The sequence below is a fragment of the Brevundimonas sp. UBA5713 genome (assembly GCF_002419815.1).
In the GTDB taxonomy this organism is placed as follows: Bacteria; Pseudomonadota; Alphaproteobacteria; order Caulobacterales; family Caulobacteraceae; genus Brevundimonas.
In genome coordinates this window covers 1-22,063 of record NZ_DIGV01000027.1, presented here as the reverse complement: position 1 = coordinate 22,063, position 22,063 = coordinate 1, and the positions used below count along the sequence as shown (strand labels likewise).

Sequence of the window (22,063 nt, the reverse complement as noted above, 5' to 3'; positions counted from 1 at the left end):
CGCTGCGATTTCCCGCAGCGGGCCTCTCCTTATCGAGCCAGCCTAACCCCTCAGACGCGCTCGATAATGATGGCCGGAGCCATGCCGCCCGCGGCGCACATGGTGATCAGGGCATAGCGACCGCCGGAGCGTTCCAGCTCGTCCAACGCCGTACCGATCAACATGGTGCCGGTCGCGCCGATCGGGTGTCCCAGAGCCATGGCCCCGCCGTTGATGTTCACCTTGCTGCGGTCCAGATCGAGGTCGCGGATGAACTTTTCCGCCACCACGGCAAAGGCCTCGTTGATTTCCCAGACGTCGATCTCGTCCTTCGACAGCCCCGCCTTGGCCAGCACCTTTTTCGCCGCTGGAACCGGAGCGTTCAGCATCAGGGTCGGGTCGTCCCCAATGTTGGCATAGGCCACCACGCGGCCGCGTGCTTTCAGACCGTGCTTTTGCGCATATTCCGGCGAAGTGATCAGGATGGCGGCTGCGCCATCCACCACGCCGGACGAGTTACCCGCATGGTGCACCGGCTCGATCTTCACATCCGGATAGCGGCGCTTGATCTGGCTGGCAAAGCTGACACCGCCGCCCTGATCCCACTCTGCCAAGGCCCCGAAACTGCCCTTCAGCGCCGCCAGCCCTTCGGCAGTTGTGTTGGGGCGCGGAAACTCTTCACGGTCCAGCGCCACCGAGCCATCGGGGTTCAACACGGGCACCAAAGACTTGGCAAAGCGGTCTTCCTCGATAGCCACAGCCGCACGCTGCTGGCTGACCAGTGCCAGCGCGTCCAGTGCCTCGCGCGGTATGCCCTCGATGGCGGCAATCGCATCGCCGCATACGCCTTGGTGCGACTGCGGGTGCAGGGCATCAAGCTGCTCATAGCCCGCACCCATCAGCGATGGCGGCGTACCGTTCGCTGCATCCTCTGCCGAGAGGGTGGCGTGATAGGACATCATCTCCACCCCGCCCGCGATCACGCAATCCTCGTGGCCGGACGCGACAGCCGCCGTTGCCAGCGTTACCGCCGTAATGCCGCCGCCGCAGAAGCGGTCCAGCGTCACACCCGATGCGGTGATGTCATAGCCCGCAGCCAGCGCCGCCATACGGCCCAGATCGCCGCCCTGCTTTCCGCGCTGGACCGAGGTGGAGATGATGACATCGTCCACCGTCTTGGTGTCCAGCTTGTTGCGCTCGGCAATCGCCTTCAGCACGGTCGCGCCAAGATGCGTCGGGTGCAGATGTGACAGCGCCCCCTTGCCCGGCTTGCCAACGCCACGCGGTGTACGCACCGCATCAATGATCAGGGCCTCGCCCATGATGTCTCTCCCCTTGGATAGGTTTAACGGGTGAAGCTGCCGCCGCTTTGAGCCTTTTCGACCAGCAGCTTGGCGGGCTCCATGCCCATGGCCTTCAGGCCCTCGACGATCTTCGGCAGGCCCACGGTGTCGGCCCAGAACATGGGCCCGCCCGTATAAACCGGCCAGTTGTAGCCAAGGATACAGGCCACATCGATGTCACTGGCACGCAGGGCAATGCCCTCTTCCAGCACCTTGGCGGCCTCGTTCACCACCGGATAAAGGGTGGTGGCCACAATCTCCTCGTCGCTGACCTCGCCGCGCGCTTGCGCGCCCTTGAAGGCCGCGAAATCGGCAATCACCTTGGCCGCGACAGGGCTGGGCGTCGCACGGCGGTTCTCGTCATAGTCATAGAAGCCGCCATTCTTCTTCTGGCCCAGACGGTCCAGCGCCACGAGATCACCGTACAGCGTACGCTCGTTCGAACCGCGTCCGATTACATCCAGCCCGACCAGATCGATCATGGCGAACGGCCCCATGGCAAAGCCATAGTCGTAAAGCGCCTTGTCGATCGCTTGCGGCGTGGGGCCCTCAAGCACCAACTGGTCCGCCGCATAGCCCCGCACCGCCATTACGCGGTTGGCGATAAAGCCGGGGCATACACCTGACAACACCGGCACCTTGCCGATGATCTTGCCAAGGTTCATGCCTGTGGCGACCACTTCCGGACGGGTCTTGGCCCCGCGCACCACTTCCAGCAGACGCATGATATTGGCCGGCGAGAAGAAGTGCAGCCCAATCACATCCTCCGGACGCGAGGTCGCAGACGCGATCTCGTTCAGGTCAAGGAAGCTGGTGTTGGAGGCGAGGATCGCGCCCTTCTTGGCGATCTTGTCCAGTTCGCCGAAGATTTCCTTCTTCAGGCCCATCTCCTCGAAGACAGCCTCGATGATCAGATCCACCTCGCCGAGGTCACCCTTCGACAGCGACGGCGTGATCAGCGCCATGCGTTGCTCGACCTGTTCCTGCGTAATCCGGCCCTTGGCCGCGGTGTTCTCGTAGTTCTTGCGGATCACGCCTATGCCGCGATCCAGCGCCGCTTGGTTGGTCTCCACCAGCGTCACCGGAATACCGGCATTAAGGAAGTTCATGGTGATGCCGCCACCCATGGTGCCAGCCCCCAAAACACCGACCGAGTTGATCGGCAGGGGTTTCACATCCTTGCCGATGTCCGGCACCTTGGTGGTCGAACGCTCGGCAAAGAAGAAATAGCGCTGAGCCGCGCTCTCGGTCGATTGGACCAGTTCGTCAAACAGCTCCCACTCGCGCTTGATACCGGCATCGAAATCCAACTCGGCGGCTGCCTCTACCGCCTTCACAATGTTGAACGGCGCCTTGAAGCCACGGAAGGCGCGGGCGTTCTTCTTCAGAAACTCCGCATAGATTTCCGGCTTGCCGCGCGCAGCCTCCACCTTGTCCTGCAGGTCTCGCACACGGCTGAGCGGCGCGGTGGCATTCTCGGCGATCAGCGCCTCGCAATAGGCAATGGCATCTTCGCGCAGACGGCCTTCCTCGGCCAGTTTGTCGATCAGGCCCAAGCCGAGCGCCTTTTTGGCGGCAATCGGCTTGCCCGAGGTGATGATATCGAGCGCTGCCTCTACGCCCACCAGACGCGGCAGACGCTGGGTGCCACCAGCACCCGGCAGAACACCCAGATGCACTTCCGGCAGGCCCACCTTGGCTGACGGCACCGCGATCCGGCGATGGCAGGCCAGAGCGGTTTCAAACCCCCCGCCCAAAGCCGTGCCAAAGATGGCTGCCACCACCGGCTTTTCACGGTTTTCCAACAGGTCGAAGACCTCGTTGAGACCCGGCTCGCGGAACGGCTGGCCCAGTTCGGAAATGTCGGCACCGGCAAAGAAGGTGCTGCCCGCGCAGGTCAGCACAATGCCCTTCACCTGCGCGTCAGCGATCAGGGTCTTCAGCCCGTCAAACAGGGCCGCACGCACCGCGTGGCCCAGCGCATTTACCGGCGGGCTGTCGATGGTCAAAATCCCGACCTGACCTACGACTTCGACCGAACCAACCGAGCTCATCCGCCCTCTCCCTCACCAGAATCCGACGCGACCCTTCATAGTCGCTTGCATAACTGAACTTAACCGTATCGCGCGATGACGCAACGCACAATCGGCGTTAGCGCGGCGCCATACGGATGGCCCCGTCGATGCGCACATCCTCGCCGTTGAAGTAGGGATTGCGCACCATCTCCAGCGCCAGCGAGGCATACTCTTCCGGATTTCCCAGACGCTTCGGATGGGGCACGCTGGCGGCCAGCGCCGCCTTCACATTCTCGGGGGCCGCATTCATCAGCGGGGTGTTGAAAATCCCCGGCAGGATGGTGTTTACGCGGATCGATTCATTCATCAGATCGCGCGCGATCGGCAAGGTCAGACCCACAATCGCGGCCTTGGATGCGGTATAGGCGGCCTGCCCCATCTGGCCATCCTCGGCGGCGACCGATGCGGTATTGATGATCACACCGCGCTCGCCGTCTTCCATCACATCAAGGCTCAGCATCCCCTGCGCCGACTTGGCCGCGCAGCGATAGGTGCCCACCAGATTGATCTGGATAATCTGGTTGAAAGCATCGATCGGGAAATGCTTGGCCTCTCCGGTCTCGCGATCGCGCCATGCGGTCTTGAAGGCGTTACCGGTTCCCGCGCAGTTGATCATGATGCGCTCTTGGCCATGGGCCGCGCGGGCCTTCTCAAAGCCTGCATCGACCGAGGCTTCATCGGTCACGTTGACCTTGCAGAAGACGCCGCCGATTTCCTTGGCGACGGCCTCACCGGCCTCTTCGTTCAGATCGAAAATAGCGACCTTCACACCTTGGGCCGCCAGAGCGCGCGCCGTTGCGGCACCCAGGCCACTGGCACCACCCGTTACAACAGCGGCTTGTCCTTGAAACTTCATCTCATTCCCCTCCGGTAAAACGGCCGCTTACAGCGCCTCGATAATGGTGACATTGGCCAGACCACCGCCTTCGCACATGGTCTGCAGCCCGTACTTCTTGCCCCGCGCCCGCAGCGCATGGATCAGCGTGGTCATCAGCTTGGCACCGGTCCCGCCCAGCGGATGGCCCAGTGCAATCGCACCGCCATTGACGTTCAGCTTGGCAGGGTCCGCCCCTACCGCCTTGGCCCATGCCATCGGGATGGAGGCAAAGGCCTCATTGACCTCGTAAAGATCGATATCGTCGATGCTCAGGCCCGCACGCTTCAACGCCAGCTTGGTCGCGTTCAGCGGCGCTTCCAGCATGATGACGGGGTCTTCGCCAAAGACGGTCATCTGGTGCACGCGAGCGAGCGGCTCTACGCCCAACTGCTTCAGGCCGCGCTCGTTGACCACCAGCAGGCCCGCCGAGCCATCGCACATCTGGCTGGCGTTACCGGCCGTAATCGCCCCGCCTTCCGTAAGCGCCTGCAAGCCCGCCAGACCCTCCAGCGAGGCATTGGCCCGCACGCCCTCGTCGGCCTCGTGACGAACGACATTGCCTTCCTTGTCCACGCCATCCAGCACAAGAATCTCGTCCTTGAAGGCACCGCTTTCGATCGCCCGCACAGCCTTCTGGTGGCTTTCCAGCGAGAACTGGTCCATCGCCTCGCGCGTAAAGCCGTGCTTTTCGGCAATGGCCTGCGCGCCGTTGAACTGGCTCCACACCACCCCCGGATAGCGCGCCTCCATCCCCGGAGATGTCGAGCCACCCAGCCCTGCCTTCAGCGACAGCACCTGCGGCGATCCCATCGGCACGCGGGTCATGCTTTCCACGCCCGCCGCGATCACCACATCCATGGTCCCGCTCATCACCGCCTGCGCCGCAAAATGCAGGGCCTGTTGTGACGAACCGCACTGGCGGTCGATGGTCACTGCCGGCACGCTTTCGGGCAGTTTCGACGACAGCACAGCATTGCGCCCGACCGAGTTTGACTGCTCGCCCGACTGGCTGACGCATCCCATGATCACATCTTCGATCAGGGCCGGATCAACGCCGGCACGTGCCACCAGCTCGTCCAGCACAGCCCCCGCCAGATCGGCCGGATGCCATTCACGCAAACGCCCGCCTTTGCGACCGCCCGCCGTACGCACAGCCGAAACGATATAGGCCTCGCCCATCGTCCCCTCCTCCGATTATCTGGAAACCAGCGCGGCAAGGCGCTGGCGAATAAGGTCTTCGGCCTCTTCGATGATGCGATCCACCAGCTCTTGCACGCTGGGCACATCATGGATCAGCCCCTGCACCATGCCTGCGGTCCAGATGCCGTGGTCCGTATCGCCAGTGGCCAAGCCTTCACGCCCGCGCACACCCTTCACCAGATGCGCCACATCCTCGAACGGACGGCCTTCCTTCTCGGCAGCAATCACCTGCTGGCTGATGGCGTTTTTCGCCACACGGGCCGAGTTGCGATAGGTGCGGAAGATGATGTCGGTGGCGCGCTCGTCGTTCTCGACCATGGCCTGTTTGAAGGCGTCATGGATCGGCGCTTCCTTGGTCGCACAAAAGCGCGTGCCCATGTTTACGCCATCGGCGCCCAGCGCCAGCGCCGCGACCAGACCGCGCGCATCACCAAACCCGCCGGAGGCGAGTATGGGCACCGACAGCTTGTCTGCCGCCGCCGGTATCAGGATCAGGCCGGGAATGTCGTCTTCGCCCGGATGGCCCGCGCACTCGAAACCGTCGATGGAGATCGCATCCACCCCCATCCGCTCTGCTGACAGGGCGTGACGCACAGCGGTGCATTTATGGATGATCTTCACACCATGGGCTTTGAAGTGGTCGATATGCTCCTGCGGCTTATAGCCTGCCGTCTCGACCACCTTGATGCCGCTCTCGATAATGGCGGCGCGATACTCCGCATAGGGCGGCGGATTAATCGACGGCAGGATCGTCAGGTTCACCCCGAACGGCTTGTCCGTCATCTCGCGTGTGCGGGCAATTTCCTTGGCCAGCGCCTCGGGCGTCGGCTGGGTCAGCCCTGTCAGGAACCCCAGAGCACCGGCATTAGCCACCGCCGACACCAGTTCAGCTGTGCCGACCCACTGCATCCCGCCCTGCGCAATCGGGTGCTCGACACCAAAGGCCTCGGTAAAGCGCGTCTTCAGCACGATATCCCTCCCGCATCGCCAAAAAACTAATCGATTATTGAATAATAAGAGCGATGCCGCTGCGGAAGGCAAGCCAATTTAATCGTACGATTGACTTTTGCGCTTCGGCCCTCCACCAATCGCCACTATGACGACATCGATTTCACTCTCGGGCCGCAATATTCTTGTCACCGGTGCCTCGTCCGGCATCGGTCGCGGTTTTGCCCTCAGCCTCGCCCGTGCGGGTGCCAATCTGGTTATTGGTGCCCGCCGCACAGCCTTGCTCGAAGAACTTAAGGCCGAGATCGAAGCCTTGGGCGTACAGGCCCTCGCCGTCGCCATGGACGTCGCCGACGAAGCCAGCGTCATCGCTGCCTTTGACGCCGCCGAAGCCCGTTTCGGCGAGGTGCACAGTGTGGTCGCCAATGCGGGCATCACCGTCCCCGGCCGTGCGGTCGACCTGCCGGTCGAAAGCTTCGATCAGGTCATGGATGTGAACCTGAAGGGTACCTTCCTGACCGTAAGAGAGGCCGCCCGCCGCATGATGGCCAAGGATTCGGCCAGCCGCGCCCATGGCCGCATCGTCATCATCTCGTCGATAACGGCCCACCATGTGACGGCCCATTTTGGCCCCTATAGTGCCACCAAGGCCGCCGTGAACCAGCTGGGCCGCGTATTGGCCCGCGACTGGGCGGCCAAGGGCATCAACGTCAACATGATCGAGCCGGGCTATATGCACACGGACCTGACCGAGGGGCTGGAGGATACCTCCACCGGCAAGGCCCTGCTCGCGCGCTTTGCCCGCCCGCGCTTCATGGACACGGCCACGCTCGACCTTCCCCTTCTGTGGCTGTGCTCCGATGCCAGTGCCCAGGTGACCGGATCGGTCTTCACCCTCGACGATGGCCAAAGCCTCTAACCCGACAGGAGCCTTTCATGGCCGGTCCCCTTCACGGCATTCGCATCATCGAAATCGCTGGCCTCGGCCCCGGTCCGTTCGCGGCCATGATGCTGGCCGACCACGGGGCCGAAGTGATCCGGGTCGAGCGCAAGGGTATGCCGCTGGATAAAGGCGATCCACTGCTGCGCTCGCGCATTGTCGTCCACCACGATCTGAAATCGCCGGAAGGACAAGCCGCTATCCGCGAGCTGGTCCGCGATGCCGATGGCCTGATCGAAGGCTTCAGACCCGGTGTTATGGAACGTCTCGGCCTTGGCCCCGATGTGCTGCTGGCTGATAATCCGAACCTGATTTACGGTCGCATGACCGGCTGGGGCCAGAGCGGCTTTTACGCTCCGCGTGCGGGTCACGACATCAACTACATCGCTGTCTCCGGTGCCTTGCACATGATTGGCCGAAAGGATGAAGCGCCCGTGGTGCCGCTCAATCTCGTAGGCGATTTCGGCGGCGGGGGTATGATGCTGGCCTTTGGCATGGTCAGCGCTCTTCTGGCCGTCAAATCGGGTGCCAAGGGACAGGTGGTCGACTGTGCCATGACCGATGGCTCGGCCTTGCTCACGGCCATGATGTGGGGCTTCCGTGCCAAAGGCTTCTGGCAGGACGAGCGGGAGAGCAACCTGCTGGACGGTGCCGCCCCCTTCTACGACACCTATCGCACTGCTGACGGCCTCTATATGGCGGTCGGTGCTATCGAGCCGCAGTTCTACGCCGCCTTCCTGACGGGCCTTGATCTGGCGGGCGATCCCCTGTTCGACAACCAAATGGACCCGTCCGGCTGGCCTGCGCAGAAGGCCCGCATCGCCGAGGTGTTTGCCAGCCGCAACCGCGACGACTGGTGCGCGGTGTTCGACACGGTCGATGCCTGCGTGACCCCCGTCCTGTCCATGAACGACGCCCCCAAGGCCGCCCACAACCAGAACCGCACCACCTTCATCACAGTGGATGGCGTAGAGCAGCCTGCCCCCGCACCGCGCTATTCAGGCACGCCTACCCCCACGCCGGTGCCGCCCGCCTTGCGTGAGGGTTGAGACCATGGCCCGCGACAGTACCGCCTCGCGCGATCAGCTTCTCGCGGCCACCGCCGCCCTGATGATCGAGACAGGATCGGTCGATGTCCCGCTCAGCGACATCGCCGCCCGCGCCCAGTTGAACTCGGCTCTGGTGAAATACTATTTCGGCGGCAAGTCGGGTCTGCTCACCGCCTTGGCGCAGGATGTCCTCAGCCGCGCCCTCGGCCAGCTTCAGGAGCTGGTGCAGATGGATCTGGATCCGGTCGAAAAGATCAAGCTGCACATCAAGGGCGTGATCACGACCTACTACCGCTTCCCGTTCATCAACCGTCTGCTGCACGCGCTGTTCATGCAGCCAGACACGGCGGCAGAGGTGGCGCGCACCATCTCGGCCCCCTTGGCCGAGGTCCAGCGCCAGCTTTTGGCCGAAGCCGAGGCGGCGGGCCTTATCCGGCCCATCGATCCGATCATGTTCTATTTCATCGTTCTGGGCGCGTGTGATCACCTGTTCTTCAGCCAGAACATTCTCAAACACGCTTTCGATATCGACGGCATCGATGACGGCCTTCGCCGCCGTTACACAGACACCCTGCTCGACATGGTCCTGCGCGGCCTGCTGATCGAAAAGGCGGGGGCGACCACCGCCGTGACCATCAAATCGGGCCGCGCCTGAACCCTATTGGCCGCTGAACTGCGCCGGTCGCTTTTGCACAAAGGCCATCACGCCCTCGCGGTGGTCAGCCGTTTGCCCGACTTCGCGCTGCGCCTCGCGCTCGGCCTTCAGGCTGGCATCAAAACCGCCATCGACCGCCGCCCACGCCAGTTTGCGGATAGATTTCAGACTGGCCGCGCCCGAGCCCAGCCGCCCCGCCAAATGCAGTGCCTCGTCCATCAGGCCATCGGCCGCGACGACGCGGTTGACCAGCCCCCACTCCATCGCCTTGGCGGCGGGCAGTCGATCCGCCAGCAGCATCAGTTCCATGGCCCGTACCCGCCCCACAGTGCGAACCAGCAAATGCGATGAACCGCCGTCGGGCACCAAGCCCACCTTGGCAAAGGCTTGCAGGAAATAGGCCTGATCGGACGCCACCACCATATCGCCCAACAGGGCAAAACTGGCCCCGACACCCGCCGCCGCGCCGTTCACCGCTGTCACCCACGGACAGGCCAGTTGCGTCAACCTCAGTACCAGCGGATTGATGTGCGTCTCCAGCGCCTTACCGGGATCATAGTCGCGTCCGCCCGGCCCCGTGGCCTCGTTCTTCTCTCGCGAGTCATTGGAAGCAGACAGATTGGCTCCCGAGCAAAAGCCCTTGCCGGTACCCGTCAGCACCATCGCCCTCGCCTTGGCTTCAACCTCGTCCAAAGCGGCCGACAGCGCCTTGATCATCGGCACCGAAACCGCATTCAGCGTTGCCGGATCGTTCAGCCGTACCACGGCGACATCGCCCTGCCAGGACAGTTCCACCAATGCCATCCGTTCCTCCCTCGTGGCGCGGCCTTCGCGGCCTTTCATTTATCCCTCATTGCCGCACGGAAGCGCATGGTTCGTCAACGATATTTATATAATCGATTAAATATGGCGACTACCGCAGCTCGACGGTCCGCCTGCGGATCGACTGGTACATGCGCAGGATCCGCGACCGAAAGTCCCGCGGTGCCCTTCTGACCTTGGGCTGATAGTTCGGAGCCCACGTCTCCCACATCGTCTGGGCCAAATCGGCGTGGCGGTCATATTGGTGCACCACAGGACTGTCGGTTCCATCGGGATTCACAATCCGGACACCGTCCAGCTTCAGCTGACTGCGCTCCACCAGACCCAGAGTGGCGACGCGGCTGTGATTGGGCTTCACAGTGCTTTCCAGCAGCCCCAGATGAACCGCCAGATTACAGGTCGCCTGATCGGCCCCGAACGCCCCGCCAATCTCTGATCGCGGGATGGCTCCCAGCGACAGGATCAGGCGACAGAACCGCATCAGGTCCTCGCGCTGGCCCATCACCGTGCCCACGCAAATACAGGCCTTGTCCGCCACCACCTGCGCCAGACAATCGCCCGCCACGGCGCGCAAATATTTCATGTTGAAGGCGTGCGACGCCAAAGGCTTTTCGCACTCGGCGAAAAACTCCAGCCGTTCCAGAGGCTCTACAAAGGGATCGCCCTGAAACACCACGTCGCGCACATCGGTCAAAAAGGCGTGCCGGACCCACGGACGTTCGCGCAGCAGGGCATCAAACCCCGCAAAGCGCGACACCACGGCATTCGGCAACCATCCCTTGCCGCAGACCTTGGGCTCATCCACGGCTTCGATATCGTGCGCAAATAAAAAGGCCCGTAGCTCGGGGTTGTTATCAACCACCAGAGCGACGGGCCCTTTGTAATGTGAACGCAACGAGCGGACGAATATGGCAACGTCGGCTACGTCGTAGCCGGTGGCATATCCCAAGACGATGTTCTCCCCCCCGGGAGCGCCGTCTAGACAGCTCGTTTCGCTGCCTGCCAGCGCGGTAGCCAGCCACCTTAGATAAGGTGACTTCACCGCAGTTACTGCCATCTATCCCCGCATGGATTCTGCAAAACGATTGAACAGATACAGGCTGTCCGTCGGCCCAGGAGACGCCTCTGGGTGGTGCTGGACAGAAAACACAGGTTTACCGCTCAAAGCAATGCCGCAGTTGGTGCCGTCGAACAGGCTGACGTGGGTTTCCACCACACCTTCCGGCAGGCTGGCTTGGTCAACAGCGAAGCCGTGGTTCATGGACACGATCTCGACCTTGCCGGTCGTCAGGTCCTTGACCGGATGGTTCGCGCCGTGGTGGCCCTGATCCATCTTGATGGTCTTCGCACCCAGTGCAATCGCCAGCATTTGGTGGCCCAAGCAGATGCCCATGATCGGCTTGCCGCTGGCAACCAGCTTCTGGATTTCCGGCACGGCGTACTGGCCGGTCGCGGCGGGGTCGCCCGGACCGTTTGACAGGACGATGCCGTCCGGATTGCGGGCCAGCACGTCCTCGGCCTTGGTGTCCGCCGGAACCACGGTGATCTTGCAGCCGGTCGAGGCCAGCGCCCGCAGGATGTTGCGCTTCACGCCATAGTCGATGACCACGACATTCTTGTCGGTCGCCTCGACACGCGGATAACCTGCCGGCCATTCCCACACGCCTTCGTTCCATTCAAAGGCTTGCAGGGTGGTGGCTTCCTTGGCGAGGTCCAGACCCACCAGCCCCTTCCACTCGCGGGCCTTGGCGACCAGAGCGTCCAGATCGAAATTGCCTTCCGGATCGTGGGCGATCACCGCATGCGGCGCACCCTTGTCACGGATCAGCTGGGTCAGGGCGCGGGTATCGACACCGGCCAGAGCAACCACATTGCGGCTCTTCAGCCACGCATCAAACTCACCGCCCGCGCGCCAGTTCGCCGGATCGGTCGGCACATCGCGGAACACAGCGCCCACAGCGGCCTTACCGGCCACTTCGGTCACCTGTTCAACGTCTTCCACATTCACACCGACATTGCCGACGTGCGGGAAGGTAAAGGCCAGAATCTGGCTCATATAGGACGGGTCGGTCAGGATTTCCTGATAGCCGGTCATGGCGGTGTTGAAGACCACCTCACCGATGGCCGAGCCGGTCGCACCGGCCCCCACACCTGAAAACACGGTGCCGTCTGCCAATACCAGAACCCCCGTTGCACCGGACAAAATCTGGGACGTCATGGCGCAGGCTCCTAATCGGCAAAGCAGTAGTTAAACGGCGCGGTCACTAGGCAGTCTGACGGGTCCGGTCAACCCGCCATCGTGCGTTATCCCGCATTCAAATCGATGTTCGTGGCTTTGCGATGACGAACCCAGAACCAAGCCAGACTGGTCACCGCGAAAAATCCGAGGCTCGGCAGCACATATCCGCCTGCCGCAGCCACCACGGCAAAGGCCGAAAACACCAGACCGAACACGCCCAGCAGACGCCAGTGCCAGCCCTTGGCCACCTTCAACAGCGACAGCGAACACACCGCGTACAGACACAGTGTCAGCACAGAGGTGACGCCGATCAGCATTTCAAACTGCTTGCCAAGACTGGGCTGCACACTGATCAGCAGCAGTACGCTCATGATACCGCCCATCAGCACCGGATTGGTCCACGGCGTCTTGCCCGCCTGCGCGCCGCCGAAACCGCGCGGCAGCCAGCCCTTTTCCGCCGCCGCCCGCGCCGTCTCGCCGCCGGTCATGGTCCAGCCGACAATGGTCCCGCAGGTCTTGATGACCGCACAGGCCGCCACCAGCCCCGCCACCGAGGCCCCCATGACGCGCGCCACCAAATCGGCAAACGGGCTGGTCGATTCCGCCAGTACGCCCGCCGGAATAACGCCAAACACCGCCACACAGGCCGCCACATAGACTGCAAAGGCCAACAGCACGCCCATGACCGAGGCCAGCCCCACATCGCGCGACGGGTTCTTCACCCGCGCCGACAGCACAGCGGCGCTCTCGACCCCCAGAAACGCCCAGAAGATGATCGCGAGGGAGGCAGGCACCGTCTTGGTCAGCGCCTCGCCAGACGGGCTCCAGCTGGCCGCAAACAGGCTGCCGTCAAAGGCCATGGCTCCGGCGATGATCGCCAGAACGATCGGCACCAGACCAATCGCGAGGCTCAACGCCCCAAAACGCGCCGCCGAGCGCGTGCCCAGCGCATAGATACCCGTCGTGATCCACAGCAGGCCCAGATTAGCCGCCGCGCCCCACACCGGCTCTCTCAGGACCGGAAAAAAGAAGGCCAGATAGCCGACCGCCGCCACCGCCACGGCCACATTGCCGACCAGACACGCGGCCCAGTAGAACAGCCCCGCCTGATAGCCGAGAAAGCGCCCCAGCCCTTGCGAGGCAAAATCGGCCAAGCCGTCGGCCTTGGGCATCATCCGCCCCAGACCGCCAAACACCAGCGCCAGCGTCACCGCGCCGATACCGCACACGATCCAGCCAATCAGGCTGGAACTGCCCGTGGGGGCCAAGGTCACAGGCAGGAGATAGACCCCCGACCCGATCATATTGCCCGCCACAACAAGGGCGGCCACGTCCCAGCCCAGGCGTCGGTTATCTGCGGAATAGGCGTCAATCTGGCTCATGGTGCCCGCCATACATTGAAAAATCGCGTCCGTCGCTAGTGGCGCGTGATGACTTCAACCCACGGGCATTGATAAAGCGGAACCCAGCCGTCCTCTCTTAGCCTTCAGTCCAGAGCGTCCATCATGCCCATCACCACCGTTTGCCTCGATGCCGACGACACCCTCTGGCACAATGAAACCATCTTCCGCCTCAGCCAGAAGCGCTTTGTCGAACTGCTGTCCGACCACGCCGAAGAGCCGGTGATGATGGACCGCCTCGCCGCCGTCGAGCGCCGCAACCTGCGTTTGTATGGCTATGGCGTGAAGGGCTTCACCCTGTCGATGATCGAGACGGCCATGGAACTGTGCGACGGGGCCGCACCGCCCCACATCATCCGCGAAATTCTCGCCGCCGGTCGCGAGATGCTGAACCATCCGGTCGAAACCTTGCCGGGCGTGGACGAAACCGTCGCCGAACTGGCCGAGGCCTATCGCCTGATCCTGATCACCAAGGGCGACCTGATGGATCAGGAACGCAAGCTCGCCGCATCTGGCCTTGGCGAACGCTTCTCTGCCGTCGAGGTCGTGTCCGAAAAAGACCGCGCCACCTATGAGCGCCTGTTCGCCCGCCACGGCCTCAATCCGGCCGAAACGGCCATGGCCGGTAACTCTATGAAGTCCGACGTCATTCCGCCCATCGAAGCCGGCGCATGGGGCATCCACATCCCCTACCACATCACTTGGGCCCACGAACTCGCCGACGCCCCCGAAGGCCACCCCCGCTACGTCACCCTCAGCCGCATAGAAGAACTCCCCGACTGGCTTAGCCACATCGACTGATAAAACCGACAAGCTTGGCAGTAAACCAACGCGTCTTGGCCGAATTTTAAGACAAAGCTTAAGCAAAGATAATTTCACCTAACGTCATTCAATTACAGAACACAATTTAACCGCATTTATTACAGCTGTGTGTATTTTGCGTCACAATAAAGCTCAAAGCTGACAACTTTGAACAGTTTTCGACATATTGTGAAACGGCTACGCTTGACCGCTATGGGGCAGATAAACCCTCTTGCAGACCTACGTTCGACTTTTGTCGTTATCGCGAGAGGCTCTATCCCCCATGCGTTTCAATCGCCTTCATCTTCTGGCCAGCACGGTTCTCGCCGGTGCGCTTGCCGCCACCAGCGTTTCAGCCCAGACAGCACAAGCTCCGGCTGGACAGGATCAGGCCTCGGACCTCGGTGAGATCGTCGTCACCGGCTCGCGTATCCGCCGCAACGACCTGACAGCCGCCAACCCGATCTCGGTCGTGTCCTCGCAAACTCTGGACAACAAGGGCTACACCAATGTCGCCAGCGCCCTGAACGAGCTGCCGGTATCCGGTGTGCCGGTCAGCCCCGATGGCGATCAGGCCGGCTTCGGCGTCGGCCGCAGCTTCGTCAACCTGTTCAATCTCGGCACAAACCGCACCCTGGTGCTGGTCAACGGCCGCCGCTTCGTCGGTGCCAATGTGGCCTCGATCTTCTCGGGTGCGGGTGCGGGTGGTCAGGTCGACTTCTCTTCCATCCCGACCGCTCTGATCGACCGCGTTGAAACGGTGCAGGCCACCGGCGGTGCCGTCTATGGCTCGGATGCCGTGGCCGGTGTGATCAACGTCATCACCAAGAAGAATTTTGAGGGCGTCGAAGCCAACGTCGAATATGGCGTGTCCGAAGAAGGCGATGCCGATCAGGTTCGCGCCCGCATCACCGCTGGCAACACCTACCTCGACGGCCGCCTGAACCTCGCCGGCAGCTATGAATACGCCGAAACGGATTCGCTGGGCTATGCCGATCGCCGGCGCACCGCGCTTCAGGCCACCCGCTCCCTGAACCCGGCCAACACCAGCAACTCGGACGGCATTCCGGGCAGCATCTGGTACTTCAACCGCCGCATCCCCGAGATCACCGAAGGTGGTCTGGCATTCCGCACGGCCGGTATTGGCCTTGCCAACTTGCTGACCATCGCAGATCCGAACGACCCGACCCGCCGCGTCGCCGCCCAATTCGATCCGAACGGTAATCTGGTCCCCTACAACCCCGGTCAGTTTGTTCAGGCCAGCATCGCCTCTGGCGGTGACGGTCTCAACCTTGGCGAACTGACCTCGTTGCAATCGCCGGTCACCCGTCACAACGCGACCCTGTTCGGTACCTATGAGTTCACCCCGAACGTTCGCCTGGATGCCGAGGTCTTCTACAACCACACCGAAGCCACCGAAGACTTCAACCAGCCGATCTACAACTCCGGCCTCTTTGGCGGCAACTCTGGCGCGATCCAGTTCTCGACGGCCAACCCCTTCCTGAGCGCGCAGGCCCGTGACGCCCTGCTATCGCAACCGACCGCTCTGCCAGCCGATACCGCCAATCCGGGCGAGCGCCTGTTCTGGCTGCACCGTGCTTCGACCGATCTGGTCGAGCCGAATTCGCTCAGCGAGTCGGACACCTATCGTGTGGTGCTGAATCTGAACGGCGACTTCCAGGCTGCCGACCGCAACTTCTTCTGGAACATCGCCGGCAATTTCGGCCAGAACGAAGGCTTCTTCCAGCAGGATAATATCGTCCAGTCGCGCTTCCTGCAGGCCATCAATGTCAACCGTGACGCCAATGGCAACATTCAGTGCGCCGACGCCGATGCCCGCGCCGCAGGCTGTGTGCCGCTGAATCTGTTCGGCAAGGGCGCACGTTCGGCCGAGGCGCTCGACTACATCGGCACCACCTTCCGTCAGGACTACACCATCAAACAGACCACCTTCGAAGCGAACTTCGGCGGTGATCTGGTCAACCTGCCGGCAGGCCCCGTGGGCTTCAACATCGGGTATGAATACCGCAAGGAAGAGTCCGAATTCCTGCCGAACGAGGCTTCGCGCGACGGCGTGGGCCGCACCGCAGCGATCGCTCCGCTGCAAGGCGAGTACGACACCAGCGAATACTATGCCGAACTGTCCGTACCGATCCTCGGTGGCGACTTCAGCTTCCCGTTCGCCCGCGAATTGACGCTGGACGGCTCCTACCGCTTCGTGGACAACTCCATCGCCGGTGAGGACGAGGCTTGGGCTGTTGGCCTGCGCTACCGTCCGATCCAGGACCTGCTGCTGCGCGGCTCGATCAGCCGTTCGTTCCGCGCTCCCGCCATCACCGAGTTGTTCACGCCGGAATCGACCTCGTTCATGACCGCGACCGATCCGTGTGATGCCCGCAACATCAACTCCGGCCCGAACCCGCAAGCCCGCGCCGCCAACTGCCGCGCGGCGTTCCAAGCCCTGGGCTTGCCCGCAGACTTCCAGCTGACGTCGAACATTCAGGCTGCGACCCAACGCGGCACGACTGCCGGTAACCCGAATCTGGTCAATGAAATCGCCGATCAGGAAACCTATGGCTTCGTCTATCAGCCGAACTATGTGCCGGGTCTGGCCCTGTCGTTCGACTGGGTGAAGATTGATCTGACCAACGCCATTGCCAACTTCGGCCTCGGCTCCATTCTGCAGGTCTGCTACGACGTGCCGAACCCGGATCCGGCGGTTTGCGGTCGCTTCCAGCGCGGTTCGGCCGGCATGTCCAACGGTGGTTCCAGCCTCGAAGGCCAGATTCTGGGCGCTGATATCGCTCCGAACGGCATCGGTCCCAGCACCGGTTTCATCAACGCAGGCTACCTGAACTTCTCGGGTTGGTCGGCCGGTGTCGAATACGCTGTGAACCTTGACGACCATCAGGCCTTTGCGGGTCTGGGCGGCCGCCTGTCGTTCGACTTCGACTACTTCCGCACTGAAACCTATGAGTCCTCGGTCACCGGCCTTGGCTTTGACCAAGTGAACAGCGCCAACGTCATTGGCACGCCGGAAACCCGCTGGAAGCTGGACACCGCCTACACCAACGGTGGCTTCGGTCTGGTCTGGACCACCCGCTACACGGGCGAAACCAAGTTCAGCAACACCTCCACGATCGAAAACTACGAGCAGCAGACGATCAGCGAGTACTTCCTGAACGACCTATCTCTGGCCTATCGTTTCGAAACCCCGAACATGATGATGAAGGACCTGACGGCCCGCCTGCAGATCCGTAACGTTTTTGACGTCGAGCCGCCGTTCGGCACGACCGGCGTCGGCGCATACGACCTGATCGGTCGTTATTATCAGATCGGTCTGTCCACCCGCTTCTAAGCGGCAACAGTCCCCTCCAAACGGTCAAGGGCGGCACCATCCGGTGCCGCCCTTTTCTTTGCCCGCTGCAATGTCCCGTGCACAAAAAAGGCGACCTCCCGAAGGAGGCCGCCCCTGATGCTGGCTGTGCGCCGCCGAGCCTTACAGGCTCAGGTTCACACCCATGTAGAAGTAACGGCCCAGCGGGCTGACCGGATAATCGATCGTGCCGCGCGAGGGCTGCTCGTCGGTCAGGTTGTTCACGCCGCCATAGACGCTGACGCTGTCACGCAGCTGGTAACGAACCTGCAGGTCGTGGGTCGAACGCGCATCGTGGTTGAAGTAGCGCGGATCGATGTAGTCGTCCTGCACGCCTTCATAACGGCGGGTCTCGTCGAACCAGTTGTAGCCGTAGGTCACCGAAACGTCCTGCCACTTCCAGTTCACGTCGAACTGGGCTTGGTATTCAGGAACGCGAGCGGTGCCGACGTCTTCCTCGACGGTCAGCGGGTCCGCCGGATCTTCGATGAACTGCAACTTGTCCAGCTTGTTGCCCGACAGGCTGAAGCGGAAGGTACCGATGTCCTTCTCATAACCGAAGCGTGCCGGATCCAGCAGGTAGTCGATGCTCAGATCCCAGCCCGACGTGCGATATTCCGCCACGTTCACACCGAACTGCTCGAAGCTTTCCAGCAGGTTGGTGTTCGGGTTACGGCCGATCAGGTCGCAGAACTGGTTCGGCTGCGGCAGATCATAGCACTTGTTGGTGATGTTCTGGGCCGAGAAGAACTGGATCGCGTTCGACAGCTTGATGTCATAGTAGTCCAGCGCCAGCGAGAAGCCGCGCAGGAAGGTCGGGGTAAACACGAAGCCTGCGGTGAAGGTATCGGCTTCTTCCGGCTCCAGGCTGGAGTTGCCACCGACGACCCCTTCAACCGAAGACGAGTTGGTGTTGACGAAGGTGTTTTCGTCGTTCGCACCCAGACCCAGCATCGCGCGGCAGTTGGCCTCACGAACGGCCGGATTGTCGCCGTTCTGGAAGTTGTTCAGGTCGCACGGATCGGACAGAGTGGCGTAGGTTTGCGTCAGCGGCAGGAACAGGTCGCTGATCGACGGCGCACGCACCGAACGGGCACCCGTACCACGCAGGAACAGGTTGTCGTCGATGGCCCACATCAGGCCGACCTTATAGCTTTCGGTCTTGCCTGCCGAGGAATAGTCCGACCAACGGTAGGCACCGTCCAGGGTCAGTTCCTTGATGAACGGCTTGTCGGCCAGCAGCGGCAGCGAGATTTCGCCGAACGCTTCCTTGACGTCAAACTCGCCCGCCATATTCGAGCCCTGACCCAGGAAGGTCACGTTATAGCCCAGCTGCGAGGCGATCAGTTGATCCTGGCCGACGTAGGCGCGGGCCTTTTCCTTGCGGTATTCGACGCCAGCCGAATAGGAGATCGGGCCGCCCGGCAGTTCCAGGAACGAGCCGAAATCACCCGAAACAAACGCATTGAACACGAACTGCTCGACCACATCCTTCGATGCGTTCTCGGACATGATCCAGGCCAGCGCTTCCTTCGAGGGAGAGCCTTCGCCGAACACGTTCATCGGCACGCAGCCCGAGTTGGCACCCGGCGTAAAGGTGGTGCCCCAGGTGTTGCCGTCGAACAGACCACCGAACAGGTCGCCCACCGGCACCGCAGTCGGATCGAGGTCCGAACGGCAGACGATGTTGCCATTGGCATCGCGGACAGCATCGATCGCAGCGAAGTAACGCTCGTTGATGCGGTTGTTGCGCTCGACGTTGTTTTCGATCGTCTTGCCGTAGTTCAGCGAGGCTTCGTACGACAGGTGCGGGTTGATATCACCGCGCACACCGAACACACCGCGGAAGGTCTCGCGCTCGATGTCACGCATCACACGACCGAAGTCGAAGTTGTCGCGGGCCATAAGGACGCCGCCCATATAGTCGTCGCCGCTGCCTGCGTTGGCAAAGCCGCCCGCGGCCAGAGCATCGTTACGGATGCTTTCCGGCATGAAGGCGTTGTCGATCGGAATGAACAGACCATAGTCCCACGACGGCTGGCCGAAGAACTGCGTTTGGGTGTTGACGTATTTGGCTTCACCGAAGGCATAGTGGTTCGGGGCCAACTCGACGTTGAACGTCGCATTGATAGCCGAACGCTCCAGCTCCGGCATCAGGTTGGTGTTGAAACGGGCAACCGGCGTACCATCGCCACCGATCATGCTCGCGCCGCTGGTGTAGATGCCGTCCTGGAACGGCGTGCCGTCGCCATTGAAAGTCACGCCCGAGGTGGTGTCACCCCAACGGGTAAAGACCGAGCCACCGGCCGAGGTGTCGATATAACGGACGTTCTTCGCGAAGATACGACGGTACTCACCCGGCTGGCCATAGTTCGGGTTAACCACCACGCTCTCGGCTTCACCGACGCGCGAGAACGAACGCTGCTCGGATTCCAGAGCCTGGGTCTGCGAGTGTTCCAGACCGAGCGTGAAGTTCACGCGGCCATCAAGGAAGTTCTTGCCCGCCAGGATGCTGACGAAGGCATTCTCGCCGCCGCCGTGCTCCGAAGCCCCGTACTGGGCACGGGAGTCCAGACCTTCGAAGTCCTTCTTCAGAACGAAGTTGACCACGCCCGACACACCGTCAGCGCCGTAGATGGCCGAGGCACCGCCGGTCATCACGTCCACGCGCTCGATCAGAGCCACCGGAATGGAGTTGATGTCGACCGAGGTCGAACCGGCTTGCGATGCCACGTGACGGCGGCCGTTGACCAGCACCAGAGTGCGCTGGGTGCCCAGGTTACGCAGGTCCAGCAGGTTCAGACCGACCGAACCGCGGTTCGCACCGTTCGAGTTGTCTTGCAGGGTGGTCGAGCCGACCAGAGCCGGCGAATCCGTCAGGAAGTCGGTGACATTGGTCACGCCTGCGCCGACCAGAGCTTCGCTGGTGACCGAGGCCACCGGATTGGTGCCCTGGAACTGCGGACGCTTGATGCGCGAGCCGGTGACGACGATCTCGTCAACGGTGACCGCTTCCTGAATGTCGGCGGGAACGTCTTGGGCCATGGCCTGGCCCGAGAAAGCTACAGAGGCTGCTACTGCCAGAGCGCTGGACGTCAGCAGCATGTTTTTGGGAGAAAACATTGACTGTACTCGGAAAAACAGAACGCGGACGGGATCATCCCGCCGCCGCCACGCTTTCGCTGAGCGGCCCCTCTATCAGGTGCTCTCTTCGCAGCCGGCTTGACGCAGACCTTGACGCATAAACCGAACTTCAACGCGCATCACCACCCCGACACATACCCTTGTTATATGTGGCAACATTGCAACAGTGTTGTGTCGGCATTACATCAAGCCCGTTCGCCCCCATCTTTTACCCGTCCGCATCTGGATATTCCCTTGCAGTGGGAAGCCAGCCTCTCTAAACGGGCCGCTTAACCGACAACCCGAACGGACCGGCCGCGAGCGATGCTCGTGCCCGTCTTGCTGCGCGCTTGGAGACCTTCGCTGTACTCAGATCAGAGCCATGAGGAAAAGGACGCCATGGTGCGCGCCGCACTCGTCGAAAAGGGCGACAGCGGTGTCACGCCACGCCACACCCTTTTCTATTTCTATGGCGACGAGGATCTGCACGGCGATCTTTGCGAGGTCGCGCGCCGTGCCGGGTTTCTGACGCGGGGCCAGGGCGATATGACCGTCCTGGAAACAACCATGCCGGTCGACGAGGCGTCTTTCGCGCCTGTGTCGGCCATGATGCAATCCTGGGCCGCGGCCTTCCAGCTCGATTACGAGGGCTGGGAGTGCGTGGTCGTAAGCTGAGTAGACGCCGATGCCCAAGCGTACAGACATCCAGTCCATCCTCATCATCGGCGCTGGCCCGATCGTTATCGGTCAGGCCTGTGAGTTCGACTATTCGGGCGTGCAAGCCTGTAAGGCGCTGAAGGCCGAAGGCTATCGCGTCATTCTGGTGAACTCGAACCCCGCCACCATCATGACCGACCCGGAGGTGGCCGATGCCACCTATATCGAGCCGATCACGCCGGAGATGGTCGAGAAGATCATCGCCAAGGAACGCCCCGACGCGCTCCTGCCGACCATGGGCGGCCAGACCGCTCTGAACACCGCGCTGGCTCTGGAAGCCAATGGCGCGCTGGCCAAGTACGGCGTCGAGATGATCGGTGCCAAGGCCGAGGTCATCGACAAGGCCGAAGACCGCCAGAAATTCCGTGACGCCATGGACAAGCTGGGCCTCGAGAGCCCGCGTTCGCGCGCCATCCACCACATCGACGAAGCCGACGATGCTCTGGCCTTCGTGGGCCTGCCGGCCATCATCCGTCCGTCCTTCACCCTCGCCGGCACCGGCGGCGGCATCGCCTACAA

At 62.2% G+C, this 22,063-nt stretch carries 16 protein-coding genes and 1 pseudogene; 7 read left to right on the top strand and 10 right to left on the bottom strand.

The features are described from left to right. Window positions 1-50: 50 nt before the first annotated feature. The 5 genes from B3B04_RS06350 to B3B04_RS06330 all read right to left on the bottom strand — a co-directional run bounded on the left by B3B04_RS06350 (window position 51) and on the right by B3B04_RS06330 (window position 6,446). A complete protein-coding gene (locus B3B04_RS06350; RefSeq protein ID WP_292041133.1) occupies window positions 51-1,301 on the bottom strand; it encodes an acetyl-CoA C-acetyltransferase in 1,251 nt (416 codons plus the stop codon). Window positions 1,302-1,324: 23 nt separating this feature from the next. Beyond that, a complete protein-coding gene (locus tag B3B04_RS06345; protein WP_292041131.1) occupies window positions 1,325-3,376 on the bottom strand; it encodes a 3-hydroxyacyl-CoA dehydrogenase NAD-binding domain-containing protein in 2,052 nt (683 codons plus the stop codon). A 97-nt stretch (window positions 3,377-3,473) separates the two neighbouring features. Next, window positions 3,474-4,253 carry an SDR family NAD(P)-dependent oxidoreductase gene (locus B3B04_RS06340; protein ID WP_292041129.1) on the bottom strand — a complete coding sequence of 260 codons (780 nt, stop codon included), beginning with the start codon at window positions 4,251-4,253 and terminating at the stop codon, window positions 3,474-3,476. Between the two features lie 27 nt (window positions 4,254-4,280). Further along, window positions 4,281-5,453: an acetyl-CoA C-acetyltransferase gene (locus B3B04_RS06335; RefSeq protein WP_292041127.1), complete on the bottom strand. Its 1,173-nt coding sequence runs from the start codon at window positions 5,451-5,453 to the stop codon at window positions 4,281-4,283. Between the two features lie 15 nt (window positions 5,454-5,468). Then, the gene (locus B3B04_RS06330) at window positions 5,469-6,446 is read right to left on the bottom strand and encodes an NAD(P)H-dependent flavin oxidoreductase (RefSeq protein WP_292041426.1); all 978 of its coding nucleotides are present in this window, start codon (window positions 6,444-6,446) and stop codon (window positions 5,469-5,471) included. 124 nt (window positions 6,447-6,570) lie between these two features. On the opposite strand from B3B04_RS06330, the gene B3B04_RS06325 reads away from it, so the two are divergent. The 3 genes from B3B04_RS06325 to B3B04_RS06315 are packed head-to-tail and all read left to right on the top strand — an operon-like array spanning window position 6,571 to window position 9,066. Next, on the top strand, window positions 6,571-7,341 hold the full coding sequence (locus B3B04_RS06325; RefSeq protein WP_292041126.1) for an SDR family NAD(P)-dependent oxidoreductase: 771 nt from the start codon (window positions 6,571-6,573) through the stop codon (window positions 7,339-7,341). A gap of 17 nt (window positions 7,342-7,358) precedes the next feature. Continuing rightward, window positions 7,359-8,411 (top strand): CaiB/BaiF CoA transferase family protein, encoded by a 1,053-nt coding sequence (locus tag B3B04_RS06320; protein ID WP_292041124.1) that lies wholly within the window; start codon window positions 7,359-7,361, stop codon window positions 8,409-8,411. A 4-nt stretch (window positions 8,412-8,415) separates the two neighbouring features. Further along, window positions 8,416-9,066 carry a TetR family transcriptional regulator gene (locus tag B3B04_RS06315; protein ID WP_292041123.1) on the top strand — a complete coding sequence of 217 codons (651 nt, stop codon included), beginning with the start codon at window positions 8,416-8,418 and terminating at the stop codon, window positions 9,064-9,066. A gap of 3 nt (window positions 9,067-9,069) precedes the next feature. On the opposite strand, the gene B3B04_RS06310 is transcribed toward B3B04_RS06315, so the two are convergent. The 4 genes from B3B04_RS06310 to B3B04_RS06295 form a co-directional block, all read right to left on the bottom strand. Continuing rightward, the gene (locus B3B04_RS06310) at window positions 9,070-9,909 is read right to left on the bottom strand and encodes an enoyl-CoA hydratase-related protein (protein WP_292041121.1); all 840 of its coding nucleotides are present in this window, start codon (window positions 9,907-9,909) and stop codon (window positions 9,070-9,072) included. Window positions 9,910-9,979: 70 nt separating this feature from the next. Further along, entirely contained in the window at window positions 9,980-10,750 is a 771-nt protein-coding gene (locus tag B3B04_RS06305; RefSeq protein ID WP_292041119.1) for a hypothetical protein, read from the bottom strand. Window positions 10,751-10,945: 195 nt separating this feature from the next. Further along, entirely contained in the window at window positions 10,946-12,106 is a 1,161-nt protein-coding gene (gene carA / locus B3B04_RS06300; protein ID WP_292041116.1) for a glutamine-hydrolyzing carbamoyl-phosphate synthase small subunit, read from the bottom strand. An 86-nt stretch (window positions 12,107-12,192) separates the two neighbouring features. After that, window positions 12,193-13,509 (bottom strand): amino acid permease, encoded by a 1,317-nt coding sequence (locus B3B04_RS06295; protein ID WP_292041115.1) that lies wholly within the window; start codon window positions 13,507-13,509, stop codon window positions 12,193-12,195. Window positions 13,510-13,632: 123 nt separating this feature from the next. On the opposite strand from B3B04_RS06295, the gene B3B04_RS06290 reads away from it, so the two are divergent. Together B3B04_RS06290 and B3B04_RS06285 are read left to right on the top strand one after the other, a co-directional pair. Continuing rightward, window positions 13,633-14,328, top strand: coding sequence for an HAD family hydrolase (locus tag B3B04_RS06290; RefSeq protein ID WP_292041113.1), 696 nt, complete (start codon window positions 13,633-13,635; stop codon window positions 14,326-14,328). A gap of 283 nt (window positions 14,329-14,611) precedes the next feature. Beyond that, on the top strand, window positions 14,612-17,686 hold the full coding sequence (locus tag B3B04_RS06285) for a TonB-dependent receptor domain-containing protein (protein WP_292041111.1): 3,075 nt from the start codon (window positions 14,612-14,614) through the stop codon (window positions 17,684-17,686). Window positions 17,687-17,827: 141 nt separating this feature from the next. Here B3B04_RS06285 and B3B04_RS06280 read toward each other — a convergent pair whose 3' ends face one another. Continuing rightward, window positions 17,828-20,827 (bottom strand): TonB-dependent receptor domain-containing protein, encoded by a 3,000-nt coding sequence (locus B3B04_RS06280; protein ID WP_292041109.1) that lies wholly within the window; start codon window positions 20,825-20,827, stop codon window positions 17,828-17,830. 399 nt (window positions 20,828-21,226) lie between these two features. On the opposite strand from B3B04_RS06280, the gene B3B04_RS06275 reads away from it, so the two are divergent. Then, complete coding sequence (locus tag B3B04_RS06275) at window positions 21,227-21,502, top strand: hypothetical protein (RefSeq protein ID WP_292041107.1); 276 nt, start codon at window positions 21,227-21,229, stop codon at window positions 21,500-21,502. A gap of 10 nt (window positions 21,503-21,512) precedes the next feature. Continuing rightward, window positions 21,513-22,063, top strand: a pseudogene (locus B3B04_RS06270) (carbamoyl phosphate synthase large subunit); the annotation flags it as partial.